The 11,446-nt window shown below is 70.4% G+C and carries 11 protein-coding genes and 1 pseudogene; 6 read left to right on the forward strand and 6 right to left on the reverse strand.

Annotated features, from left to right (window positions below):
* Nucleotides 1-358: 358 nt before the first annotated feature.
* The 6 genes from ACTJLD_RS10740 (at nucleotide 359) to ACTJLD_RS10765 (ending at nucleotide 8,113) form a co-directional block, all read left to right on the forward strand.
* Entirely contained in the window at nucleotides 359-1,825 is a 1,467-nt protein-coding gene (locus ACTJLD_RS10740) for a carbohydrate porin (protein WP_440658681.1), read from the forward strand.
* 65 nt (nucleotides 1,826-1,890) lie between these two features.
* Entirely contained in the window at nucleotides 1,891-3,024 is a 1,134-nt protein-coding gene (locus ACTJLD_RS10745; protein WP_027788215.1) for a hypothetical protein, read from the forward strand.
* 11 nt (nucleotides 3,025-3,035) lie between these two features.
* The gene (gene efeB, locus ACTJLD_RS10750) at nucleotides 3,036-4,334 is read left to right on the forward strand and encodes an iron uptake transporter deferrochelatase/peroxidase subunit (protein ID WP_175810506.1); all 1,299 of its coding nucleotides are present in this window, start codon (nucleotides 3,036-3,038) and stop codon (nucleotides 4,332-4,334) included.
* A gap of 65 nt (nucleotides 4,335-4,399) precedes the next feature.
* Entirely contained in the window at nucleotides 4,400-5,434 is a 1,035-nt protein-coding gene (locus ACTJLD_RS10755) for an iron ABC transporter substrate-binding protein (protein WP_060207101.1), read from the forward strand.
* A gap of 2 nt (nucleotides 5,435-5,436) precedes the next feature.
* Nucleotides 5,437-7,035 (forward strand): ABC transporter permease, encoded by a 1,599-nt coding sequence (locus ACTJLD_RS10760; protein ID WP_440658682.1) that lies wholly within the window; start codon nucleotides 5,437-5,439, stop codon nucleotides 7,033-7,035.
* A gap of 28 nt (nucleotides 7,036-7,063) precedes the next feature.
* On the forward strand, nucleotides 7,064-8,113 hold the full coding sequence (locus ACTJLD_RS10765) for an ABC transporter ATP-binding protein (protein WP_124818576.1): 1,050 nt from the start codon (nucleotides 7,064-7,066) through the stop codon (nucleotides 8,111-8,113).
* 187 nt (nucleotides 8,114-8,300) lie between these two features.
* Here ACTJLD_RS10765 and ACTJLD_RS10770 read toward each other — a convergent pair whose 3' ends face one another.
* The 6 genes and pseudogenes from ACTJLD_RS10770 to ACTJLD_RS10795 form a co-directional block, all read right to left on the reverse strand.
* On the reverse strand, nucleotides 8,301-8,816 hold the full coding sequence (locus ACTJLD_RS10770) for an SRPBCC family protein (RefSeq protein ID WP_049097657.1): 516 nt from the start codon (nucleotides 8,814-8,816) through the stop codon (nucleotides 8,301-8,303).
* 44 nt (nucleotides 8,817-8,860) lie between these two features.
* Nucleotides 8,861-9,493 carry a LolA family protein gene (locus ACTJLD_RS10775; protein ID WP_027788221.1) on the reverse strand — a complete coding sequence of 211 codons (633 nt, stop codon included), beginning with the start codon at nucleotides 9,491-9,493 and terminating at the stop codon, nucleotides 8,861-8,863.
* Nucleotides 9,490-9,921: a quinol oxidase gene (locus ACTJLD_RS10780; protein ID WP_440658684.1), complete on the reverse strand. Its 432-nt coding sequence runs from the start codon at nucleotides 9,919-9,921 to the stop codon at nucleotides 9,490-9,492. The genes ACTJLD_RS10775 and ACTJLD_RS10780 overlap by 4 nt, the downstream gene beginning before the upstream one ends.
* Before the next feature lie 28 nt (nucleotides 9,922-9,949).
* On the reverse strand, nucleotides 9,950-10,735 hold the full coding sequence (locus ACTJLD_RS10785; RefSeq protein WP_027788223.1) for an anti-sigma factor family protein: 786 nt from the start codon (nucleotides 10,733-10,735) through the stop codon (nucleotides 9,950-9,952).
* Nucleotides 10,732-11,247: a sigma-70 family RNA polymerase sigma factor gene (locus tag ACTJLD_RS10790; protein WP_027788224.1), complete on the reverse strand. Its 516-nt coding sequence runs from the start codon at nucleotides 11,245-11,247 to the stop codon at nucleotides 10,732-10,734. The genes ACTJLD_RS10785 and ACTJLD_RS10790 overlap by 4 nt, the downstream gene beginning before the upstream one ends.
* A 27-nt stretch (nucleotides 11,248-11,274) precedes the next feature.
* A pseudogene (locus ACTJLD_RS10795) lies at nucleotides 11,275-11,446 on the reverse strand (hypothetical protein); the annotation flags it as partial.

Genomic DNA, 11,446 nt, shown 5'->3' on the forward strand with positions numbered 1-11,446 from the left:
TCGACAACACGGGCCGTCCGAATCTGAACGAGCCTCGACATCAACCGCCGGAACCCAGCCGGATGCCTCGCGTGCCCCGCCCCGCGGATCCATCGCTTCACATCGAAGCATTCATTTTCATTACGCCGATATTTACGGTTTACCTCCGCACTAAACACGCCAAACGCCCTCTCCGTAAGCCCCTGGATTACATTCGGTAATTTAATGCGAATCATTCTCGTTTACATTGACTTTCCCATTTGACACTCCTACGATGCGCCGCGTTGCGCTTCGCTTCGTGCCCTGGCCAATCGGAGCCGAGCGTCCGGACAGCGGCCGACAAGCAGGACTCCACACTAATTAGAACCAGGGATTTGATATGAAGTTTGCGTCGTTCCAGGGAGACAGCGTCCGTGCCCGGATGCGCCCCGCCGCCTGCGCGGCCATCCTCGCATGCGCGTCGTTCGCGAGCGGCGCCGCTTTCGCCGACGTGCCCGTCGACGCACAACCCGAAGCACCCGAGGCCGACCTCTCGATCCAGGCGAAGCCGACCAACATGTGGACCGGCATCTGGACGCGCCAGAGCCTGCTCGGCGACATGGGCGGCATCCGCCCGTGGCTCGGCAAGTACGGCGCGACGCTGCAGATCACCGAAACCAGCGAATACCTCGCGAACCTGCGCGGCGGCCTGAACCGCGGCGGCGCCTACGACGGATTGACGACGGCCACGTTGACGGTCGACACGCAGAAGGCGATCGGCCTGGCCGGCGGCACGTTCAACGTCAGCGCGCTGCAGACCCACGGCACCAACCTGAGCGCGCGGAACCTCGGCACGCTCAACACCGCGAGCGGCATCGAGGCGCAGGGCACGACGCGCCTGTGGGAGCTGTGGTACCAGCAGTCGTTCCTCGACAAGCGCGTCGACGTGAAGATCGGCCAGCAGAGCCTGGACCAGGAATTCATGGTCAGCACGTATGCGAACACGTTCGTCAACACGATGTTCGGCTGGCCCGCACTGCCGTCGTACGACCTGCCCAACGGCGGCCCCGCGTATCCGCTCGCGGGCCTCGGCGTGCGCGTGCGCGCGCAGATCACGCCGAAGCTCACCGCGCTCGCGGGCGTGTTCGACGGCGACCCGCTCGGCAACAACCCGAACAACCTCAGCGGCACCAACTTCAACCTGCACAACGGCACGCTCTATATCGGCGAGCTGCAGTACGCGCTGAACCAGCCGTCCGACGGCGAAATGGACACCGGCCGCTCGAACGGGCTGCCGGGCACCTACAAGATCGGCGCCTGGTATCACAACGGCCGCTTCGCGGACCAGAACGTGGGCACCGACGGGCTGTCGCTCTCCGATCCCGCGTCGAACGGAAACGCGCAGCTGCGCCACGGCGACTACAGCTTCTACGCGGTGGCCGACCAGATGATCTGGCGCCCCGACCCGACCGGCCCGCGCAGCCTCGGCGTGTTCGCGCGCGTGATGGGCGCGCCGGGCGACCGCAACCTGGTGAGCTTCTCGGCCAATGCGGGGATCGTGCTGAAGGCGCCGTTCGAAGGCCGCGACAACGACAGCGTCGGCCTCGGCGTCACGTACATCCAGGTCGGCAACCACGTGACCGACCTCGACCAGGCCGCGCGGACGTTCGCGACCGGCCCGTACGGCGTGCGCACCCGCGAGACGACGCTCGAGGCGACCTACCAGTACCAGGTGAACCCGTGGTGGATCGTCCAGGCCGACGCGCAGTACACGTTCAACGCGGGCGCCGGCCAGAACCCGAGCGACGCGACACAGCCGCTGCGCAACACGTTCGTGCTCGGCGCGCGTACGACGATCACGTTCTGAGCGACGCGCCCACGCGACCCGTTTTTCGCGCGCCGCCCGGACGGCGCGCCCTCCAGGAGATTCACATGATTCAATCCGCCCCGCTTCGCCGCCTCGCGACGGGCGCACTGGCCGCCGCCGCCCTGACGGCCGCCGCCGGCGCACTCGCCGAGCCGCAAGGTTTCCTCGAGACGCTGCATCGCCACACCACGCTCGTCAACACGGTGCCCGACAACGGCGACCAGAACCCGTACGCGATCGCGGTCGCGCCGGTGTCGGCCGGCACGATCCAGGCGGGCGACGTGCTCGTCGACAACTTCAACAACGCGGCGAACCTGCAAGGTACCGGCAGCACGATCGTCGACTACCGCCCGTCGACGAAGCAGCTGAGCCTGTTCGCATCGATCCCGCGCGACCTGAAGGCGTGCCCGGGCGGCATCGGCCTGTCGACGGCGATGACGATGCTCAAATCCGGCTGGGTGATCGTCGGCAGCACGCCGAGCAACGACGGCACGACGAACACCAAGGGGGCCGGCTGCCTGATCGTGCTCGATCCGCAGGGCAAGATCGCATCGACGTGGTCGACCCCGAACATCAACGACCCGTGGGGCAACATGGCCGTGGTCGACCGCGGCGACAGCGCGACGCTGTTCGTCAGCATGGCCGGCTTCGGCGTCGGCCGCGCGGACGGCAACCCGCCCGTCTACAAGCAGGCGACCGTGCTGCGCCTCGATCTCGACGTGCCGGCGGGCAAGCCGCCCGTCATCAAGCAGGAAACGGTCGTCGCGAGCGGCCTCGGCGCGCAGGCCGACAAGGGCGTGTTCCTGGTCGGCCCGACCGGCCTCGCGTTGTCCGGCGACCAGAAGAAGCTGTACGTGTCGGACGCGATCGGCAACCGGATCGTCGAAATCGACGACCCGCTCACGCGCGACACCAGCGCGGGCGTCGGCCGCCAGGTCACCGCCGACGGTTTCCTGCGCCGCCCGCTCGCGCTCGCGACCGCACCGAACGGCCACCTGCTCGCGACCAACGCGCAGAACGGCCAGGTCGTCGAGATCGACCCGGTCGCCGGCAAGCAGCTCTACGCGCGCTGGATCAACACCGACAAGGCGCAGTCGCCCCCCGGCAACGGCAACCTGTTCGGCATCGCGATGACGCCCGAGGGCGACGGTTTCTACTACGTCGCGGACGACGTCAACACGCTGTTGCTCGCGAAGTAACGGAACGAACCATGGCAGACGATCACAACCAGCCGCCCCGCCCCGCACGGCGCGGCTTCCTGAAGGCAGGCGGCGCCGCGGTGGCCGCCGGCCTCGCGGCGGCGTCGATGCCGGCCGCGAAGGCGGCGGATGCCCCCGCCGCCGCACCGGCCCCCGCGCACGACGGCGTCGAGCCGTTCTACGGCCAGCACCAGAGCGGCATCGCGACGCCGCAGCAGCGCCACGCGTATTTCGCGGCGCTCGACCTGACGACGGCGCAGCGCGCGGACGTCATCGCGCTGCTGAAGACCTGGACCGACGCCGCCGCGCGGATGACGCGCGGCGACACCGCGCAACCGCTCGCCGCGACGGGCGGCGACGAAGTCGCGCCGGCCGACGGGGGTGACGCGCTCGGCCTCGGCCCCGCGCGCCTGACCATCACGTTCGGCTTCGGGCCCGGCCTGTTCGCGCTCGCGGGCAAGGACCGCTACGGCCTCGCGAAGCAACGCCCCGCCGCGCTCGTCGACCTGCCGCGTTTCAACGGCGACCAGTTGCTGCCCGAGAAAACCGGCGGCGACCTGTTCATCCAGGCATGCGCGGACGACGCGCAGGTCGCGTTCCACGCCGTGCGCCAGCTCGTGCGGCTCGGCGCGAAAGCGACGCAGATGCGCTGGGGCCAGGCCGGCTTCACGTCGGGCAAGCCCGGCGAGACGCCGCGCAACCTGATGGGCTTCAAGGACGGCACGATGAATCCGCCGATGTCCGATCCGGCCGCGATGAACGAATTCGTGTGGGCCGGCAGCGAAGGCCCGGCATGGATGAACGGCGGCACCTACACGGTCGTGCGCCGGATCCGCATCACGCTCGAACACTGGGACAACACGGAGCTCGGCTTCCAGGAACAGGTGGTCGGCCGCCACAAATACAGCGGCGCGCCGCTCGGCCAGAAGCACGAGTTCGAGGCGCTCGACCTCGACGCGGCCGACAAGGACGGCAACCCGGTGATCCCGGACAACTCGCACGCGCGCCTCGCATCCCCGCAGGTCAACAACGGCGCGCAGATCCTGCGCCGCGCGTACTCGTACAACGACAGCACGAGCTTCTACATCGAACGCTGGCCGCCATGGCGCCAGCAGACCGAGTACGACGCGGGGCTGATGTTCGTCGCGCACCAGCGCGACCCGCGCAAGGGCTTCATTCCGATCAACGAGAAGCTCTCGAAGCTGGACATCATGAACCAGTTCACCACGCACGTCGGCAGCGCGATCTTCGCGTGCCCGCCGGGCGCGCAACCCGGTTCGTACATCGGCGCCGCGCTGTTCGACGCATGACATCGCGCCACGCAAGCCAACGCACCCCTTCCCGGCCCGGCCGGATGCAACCTGCTGAAAACGACATGACCACTTCACCCGTTAGCCGCCCGCTGCGGCACCTGATTTCCGCGGCGGCCGCCGCGCTGATGCTGACCGGCGCACTGCACGCCACCCGCACGCATGCCGCGACGCTCACGCTGTACAACGCGCAACACGAGCAAGTCGTGAACCAGCTCGTCAAGGACTTCGAAGCGCAGAGCGGCATCACCGTGAAGGTGCGCTCGGGCGAGGGCCCCGCGCTCGCCGCGCAGATCGTCGCGGAAGGCGACCGCACGCCGGCCGACGTGTACTTCACCGAAAACTCGCCGGAGCTCGTGCTGCTCGACCGCAAGGGCCTGTTCGCGAAGACCGACGGCGCCACGCTGCAATCGGTGCCCGCGCGCTTCAACCCGGCCGACGGCAACTGGGTCGGCGTGCTCGCGCGCGAGAACGTGCTCGTCTACAACACCGCGAAAATCCAGCCGCAGCAGTTGCCCGCGTCGCTGCTCGATCTCGCGAAGCCCGAATGGAAGGGCAAGGTCGGCGTCGCGCCGAGCGACGCGGACTTCCTGCCGCTCGTGAGCGCGGTGCTCGCGCTGCACGGCGAGGCCGCGACGCTGCAATGGCTGAAGGGCCTGAAGGCCAATGCGCAGATCTTCGACGACGACGAAGGCGTGACGGCGGCCGTCAACCGCGGCGGCGTACTGACCGGCATCGTCAACAACTACTACTGGGACCGCCTGCACGCCGAACTCGGCGACAAGTCGACGCGCAGCGCGATCCACCATTTCGGCCACGGCGACGTCGGCGGTGCCGTCAACGTGTCCGGCGCCGCGGTGCTGAAAGCGTCGAAGCACCAGCCGGAAGCGCAGAAGTTCGTCGCGTATCTCGTCAGCGAGCGTGCGCAGAAGCTGATGGCGGGCGGCCATGTCAGCTTCGAGTATCCGCTGCATCCGGGCGTCGCCCCCGATCCGATCCTGAAACCGTTCAACGAACTGAGCCCGCCGGCGCTGACGTTCGAACAGCTCGGCGACGACAGCCAGGCCGGCAAGCTGCTGCGCCAGGCCGGCCTCCTCTGAGCATGAGCGACGCCGTGTCCGGCACGGCGCGCACCGCGCGCGACGGCGAACGCACCGCGACCCGGCGGCGCCCGTCGCGCGCGCTCGTCGCCGCGGCTACGTGCGGGCCGCTCGCGATCCTGTTGCCGCTCGGCTTCACGCTGTACCGCGCGGCCACCTTCGGCGTCGACGATGCGATCGAGCTGCTGTGGCGCCCGCTCGTCGGCGAGTTGCTCGTCAACACGCTGTCGATCACGCTCGCCGCGACCCTCGCGTGCACGCTGCTCGGCACGGCGCTCGCGTGGCTCATCGAGCGCACCGACCTGCCGGCCCGGCCGCTGTGGACCGCGCTGGCGGCCGCGCCGCTCGCGGTGCCGCCGTTCATCACGAGCTACGCGTGGGTGTCGCTGAGCCTCGACCTGCAGGATTTCCTCGGCGCGCTGATCGTGCTGACCTCCGCGTATTTCCCGCTCGTCTACCTGCCGGTGGCCGCCGCGCTGCGCGAACTCGACCCTGCGCTGGAGGAAAGCGCGCGCACGCTCGGCTGCTCGCCGTGGCATACGTTCTTCCGCGTCGTGCTGCCGCAGCTGCGCCCCGCGCTGTGCGGCGGGATGCTGCTCGTCGCGCTCGGCGTGCTGTCCGAGTTCGGCGCATTCCAGTTGCTGCGCTTTCGCACGTTCACGACCGAGATCTATGCGGAATACCGCACCGCGTTCGACGGCGGCGGCGCATCGCTGCTCGGCTGCGTGCTGATCGCGCTGTGCCTGCTGTGCCTCGCGATCGAGGCGCGCGCACGCGGCCATGCGCGCTACGGTCATACGCACCGCGCCGCACGCCGCGTCGCGATGCGTTATCCGCTCGGCAACCTGCGCGGCCCCGTCACCGTCGCGTTCGCCGCGCTCGCCGCCGCGACGCTCGGCGTGCCGCTCGCGATGATCGGCTACTGGCTCACGCAACAGGGCGCGGCCGCCGTCACGCCGGCCGACGTGTCGCCCGAGCTGCTGTGGCAGGCCACGCTCGCGTCGTCCGGCTACGGCCTGACGGCGGCGGCCGTCACGACGCTGCTCGCGCTGCCGCTCGCGTTCCTGTTGGTCCGTTATCCGGGCCGCGTCGCCACCGTCCTCGAGCGCACGGCGATGACCGTGCAGGGCGTGCCGGGCATCGTCGTCGCGCTGGCGATCGTGTCGATCACGGTGCGGCTGCTGCAGCCGCTCTACCAGAGCGCACCGGCACTCGTCGCCGCGTACGCGATCCTGTTCCTGCCGCTCGCGGTCGTCAGCGTGCGCGCCGCGCTGTCGCACGTGCAGGTCCGGCTCGAGGAAACCGCGCGCGCGCTCGGCCTCGGCTGGCGCGCGACGCTCACGCGCGTCGTGCTGCCGCTCGCGGCACCCGGCCTCGGCGCGGCCGCGACGATGGTGTTCATCTCGGTCGTGACGGAACTCAACGCGACGCTGCTGCTGTCGCCCATCGGCACCCGCACGCTCGCGACGCAGGTGTGGAGCGATACGGCGACGCTCGCGTTCGCCGCCGCGGCGCCCTATGCGGCGCTGCTCGTCGCGCTGTCGCTCGGCGCATCGGGACTGCTGTTCCTGCTGCTGGGCCGCGCGTCGGTGCGCAACTGAGCGCCGCCCTTTTTCCCCGGAACCGCCCATGAGCGAACTACGCATCCACGGCCTGTCCAAATCGTTCGGAGCGCATACCGTCCTGCACGACATCGACCTCACGGTGCGGCGCGGTTCGCGCCTCGCGCTGCTCGGCCCGTCCGGCAGCGGCAAGACGACCCTGCTGCGCGTGCTGTGCGGCTTCGAGCGCGCCGAGCGCGGCACCGTCGAAATCGACGGGCGCCGCGTGGCCGCACCCGACCTGCACCTGCCGCCCGAGGTGCGCCGGATCGGTTACGTGCCGCAGGAAGGCGCGCTGTTTCCGCATCTGTCGGTGGCCGACAACATCGCGTTCGGGCTGCCGCGCGCGGCGCGGCGGCGCCATCATCGCGTCGACGAACTGCTCGAGATGGTCGGGCTGCCCGCATCGTATGCGAGCCGCGCGCCGCAGCAACTGTCGGGCGGCCAGCAGCAGCGCGTCGCGCTCGCCCGCGCGCTCGCGCCGGAGCCGTCGCTCGTGATCCTCGACGAACCGTTCTCCGCGCTCGACACGTCGCTGCGCCACGAAACGCGCAGCGCGGTCGCGGATGCGCTCGCCGCGGCGGGCGCGACATCGGTGCTCGTCACGCACGACCAACCCGAGGCGATGACGCTCGGCGACGAAGTGGCGGTGATGTGGCACGGCCGCCTCGTACAAACGGCCGCGCCGCAGACGCTGTACCGGCAGCCGGTCACGCGCGACGTCGCGTCGTTCGTCGGGCAGGCCGTGCTGCTCGCCGGCCGCGTACGCAGCATGCGCATCGCCTGCGCGCTCGGCGAACTGCCGCTCGTCGCGCCGCTGCCCGACGGGCCGGCCGACGCGATGCTGCGCCCCGAGCAGATCGGCATCGTGCCGGTCACGCAAGCCGATGCCGCGCGCGGCCATACGGCGCGCGTCGAAGCCGCGCAGTTCGCGGGCCAGGATGCCGACGTGGTCGTGCGCCTCGATGCCGATCCCGACGTGCTCGTGCGCGCACGCGTGCCGGGACACCGGTGTCCGGCCGTGGGCGAACGTGTCGCCCTGGTGGTGGATGGCGCGGTGATGGCGTACGCGCGCTGAGTGGTTGGCGTTTGGCGTTTGGCGTTTGGCGTTTGGCGTTTGGCGTTCGGCGTTCGGCGTTCGGCGTTCGGCGTTCGGCGTTCGGCGTTCGGCGTTCGGCGTTCGGCGTTCGGCGTTCGGCGTTCGGCGTTCGGCGTTCGGCGTTCGGCGTTCGGCGTTCGGCGCTTTTACACGCGTTCACGCGCATTCAGGCATCGGCGCAACCCGCATCCGGCAACGGCCGGAAAGTCCGGCCGTCCGTCTCGACGGCCGCGCCCAGCAGCCGCGCGAGCCCTTTCGCGCCTTCGCGCATCACGACGTCGTGATTCCATCGGAACAGCGGCCGGCCCAGCGGCTCCAGCCGGTTCATCCAGCGCACGTGGGTGCGGATGTGCCAGTCGTAGCGCACGATCGTGCGTGCGCCGTCGGCGGCGAACGACCAGCATCCGTCGCCCTCGATCGCGCCGCTCGCGCGGCCTTCGAGCGCATGACGCGGCTCGACGCGTCGCACGCGCATGTCGAAGGTCAGCCGGTACGGCAGCGCGCCCTTCCACGTGTACCGGTGCAGCGCGCCGACGCCGCGCACGTCGCCCGGCTCGATCTCGACGGTGCGCACGGCGCCCTTCCACCAGTCGGGCCAGCGGTCGACCTGGTAGATCGCATCCCACACCGCCGCGAGCGGCGCGTCCACGCGCCAGGTCGTCGAGAACCGGTATTCCGCCATGCAGCCTCCGGCATGCCCGTCAGGGGCATGAGTCAGCGCACCGCTCAGGGTGCGAAGAAGCGTTCGGGAAACGCGACGTCGATCTCGACGTCGTCGAGCGTCACGGTTTCGAGCGGCACGTCGCCATCGTCCGCGAAGCTGACGACCTTCAGCGGAAAGCCGTCCTCGGTATCCAGCCAGAGCCGGTAGCGATGTACGCCGTCGACCGCATGCGCGGGCGCGCCCGTGACCGACACGCGCAGCGCGGTCCGGCCGCCGACGGCCTCCTCGCCTTCGGTCACCGTCGAGCCGCCCTCCTGCAGCGCATGAACGTTGCGCAACAGTTCGCCGACGTCGGACCGGTCGACCCGGTGGCCGCTGCGGTCGCGCACGAGCGGGTTGGACGGCGACAGCGTCAGCGCGGGCGGCGCATGCGCGCCGAACGGGCGCAGCCGCACCTTGCCGTCGCCGGGATCGTACGCGAGCACCGCGCCGTGATGCGGCGACACGAAATCCATCCGGACGAAGCCCGGTTTCAGGTACGCGTAGCGGAATTCCGTGTGTTCGCCGCTGCGCGCGGACGAGCGGATCGTCGCGCGGTACGAGCGGACGTGGTCGAAATGCGCCTGCGCGACGGTCACGGGATCGGCGGTCATGCTCGCTCCTATCAGGCTCGCGGCCAGCAACGCGGCGATCACGGCGCCGCCTCGACATCGAGGACGCCTTCCATCCCGCGCTCGCGATGGCTGCTGAAAAACAGCAGCCGATGCGTGCAATAGTAGGCGAACCGGCCCGGCTGCGCCGGCGTGAAGCGAAACGTCTTCGGCGTCGTGCCGAGTGCCGTGTGCACCGCGATGCCGGCCTGCGGCGCATCGATTTCGAAGCTGTGCGGCACCAGGCCGGGCTCGGCCGACACGGTCAGCTCGACCGGCACGTGCGCCCGCACGATCACGTGGTTCGGTCGGAAGAAATAGCTGCCGCCGACGATCGCGACCCGCTGCACGCCGTCGGCGTCGACGGGCACGCGCACGGGTACGTCGCCCTCCGCCCGGGCAAGCGTGGTGCCCGCGGCGAGTGCCGCCAGCAACGGGATCAGCACGAGCCCCTTCGTCATCGTCATCTTCATCTCGTGCTCCGTACCGGCGCCGCGCGCATCACCCCTTCCACGCGTCGGTCTGGCCGCCGAGCGCACCGCACGCTTCGATCGCGAGTTCGCGCAGGCGCCGTTCATCGCCCTGGCCGGACAACGCGTAGCCCATCCCGCGATCCGACCAGAAATACGTGTAGCGGTCGCCGGCCGACATCGCCCGCGGCGCGACGCGCCGTGCGTCGTAGGCCGTCATGTACAGCGTCACGCGCTCGCCGTCCGCGCGCTGGTACATGAGTTGCGCGGCCGGCCCCGCGTCGCCCGGGAGCAGCCGGCCGCCGAGCAGCGCGTAGCCGTATTCGTCGAGCGACGGCGCGCGCACGGGCCGCCCGAGACGCGCGGACAGCCACCCGGCGAGGCGTTCCGGGTCGCCCGCTCCGACTTCGACCGGATGTTCGCGATCGGCCACGTACGTCGCGTACGCGACATCCGCGCGCGCGGCGAATGCCGGTTCGCTGTCGAGCGCGACCCAGCCCGCATGCAGCGCGATGCCGATCAGCAGCCCGGCCGCGAGCCCCGCGAGCGCATGGGCGATCCCGCGCCGACGCGGCGCGCGGCGCTGCACGAACAGCGCGGGCGCGGCACCCGGGAGCGGAAACAGCGCCTGCAGTGCGTCGCGCTGCGCCCGATAATGCGCGAATCGTTCGGCCTCCTCCGGATCGGCCTGCACCCGCTCGAGCATCTCGTTTCGCTCGCGCCCGGACAGCTCGCCGTCCAGCAACGCGGACAGCAGTTGCGCCGACGCATCGTCGTCCCGCTCGTCGTTCGAAGGTTTGCGCGGTTCGTCCATCATGTCTTCCCGATCACCCGTAACGCGGGCGTGCCGTGCGCCGACGGCTCGTCCGACAGCATCGCGCGCATCTGCCCGCGCGCCCGTGCGAGGCGCGACATCACCGTTCCCACCGGGACCCCGAGCACCTGTGCGGCATCGCGATAACTCAACTCCTCGAGCGCGACCAGCAGCAACACCTCGCGCTGCTCGACCGGCAGCCGGTACAGCGCGCGCTGCACGTCGCGCAGCACCAGCCCGCCGATCTCGCCGGCCGGCGCGGCCATCGTTTGCCACGGCGCCGTCGCATCGTCGACCGCGATCTCGTGCCGCGCGCGCAACTGGTCGATGAAGCGGTGCCGCAGCAGCGTCAGCAGCCACGCGCGCAGGTTGCCGCCATCGCGCGGCGGGCGGTTCAGCGCACGCTCGAGCGTGTCCTGCACGAGATCGTCCGCCCAGGCGCGGTCGCCCGTCAGCGCGCGCGCATAGCGCGTGAGATGCGGCAGCCACACCAGCAGATCCGATTCATAGCTCATCAGGATGCCTCGCGCACCGCCACGCGGTCACGGGCGCGCAACGTGCCACATGCCGCCGATCCCGTCGCCGCCCGCGTCGCCGGGCTTGCGATCCTGCTTCCAGCGATACAGCGGGCGCCCGCGATACGCCCATTGCTTGCTGCGGCCGACGAGTTCCGGGCCAACCGGGACTTCGAGAATGCGGCCCGTCGTCTTGACG

This window comes from Burkholderia sp. 22088 (assembly GCF_052045915.1).
Classification (GTDB): Bacteria; Pseudomonadota; Gammaproteobacteria; order Burkholderiales; family Burkholderiaceae; genus Burkholderia; species Burkholderia cepacia.

Excerpts from the sequence above, each read along its gene's own strand:
- ACTJLD_RS10740 (WP_440658681.1), top strand. The coding sequence starts at position 359 with ATGAAGTTTGCGTCGTTCCAGGGAGACAGCGTCCGTGCCCGGATGCGC.
- ACTJLD_RS10745 (WP_027788215.1), top strand. The coding sequence starts at position 1,891 with ATGATTCAATCCGCCCCGCTTCGCCGCCTCGCGACGGGCGCACTGGCC.
- efeB (WP_175810506.1), top strand. The coding sequence starts at position 3,036 with ATGGCAGACGATCACAACCAGCCGCCCCGCCCCGCACGGCGCGGCTTC.
- ACTJLD_RS10755 (WP_060207101.1), top strand. The coding sequence starts at position 4,400 with ATGACCACTTCACCCGTTAGCCGCCCGCTGCGGCACCTGATTTCCGCG.
- ACTJLD_RS10760 (WP_440658682.1), top strand. The coding sequence starts at position 5,437 with ATGAGCGACGCCGTGTCCGGCACGGCGCGCACCGCGCGCGACGGCGAA.
- ACTJLD_RS10765 (WP_124818576.1), top strand. The coding sequence starts at position 7,064 with ATGAGCGAACTACGCATCCACGGCCTGTCCAAATCGTTCGGAGCGCAT.
- ACTJLD_RS10770 (WP_049097657.1), bottom strand. The coding sequence starts at position 8,816 with ATGGCGGAATACCGGTTCTCGACGACCTGGCGCGTGGACGCGCCGCTC.
- ACTJLD_RS10780 (WP_440658684.1), bottom strand. The coding sequence starts at position 9,921 with ATGAAGATGACGATGACGAAGGGGCTCGTGCTGATCCCGTTGCTGGCG.
- ACTJLD_RS10785 (WP_027788223.1), bottom strand. The coding sequence starts at position 10,735 with ATGATGGACGAACCGCGCAAACCTTCGAACGACGAGCGGGACGACGAT.
- ACTJLD_RS10790 (WP_027788224.1), bottom strand. The coding sequence starts at position 11,247 with ATGAGCTATGAATCGGATCTGCTGGTGTGGCTGCCGCATCTCACGCGC.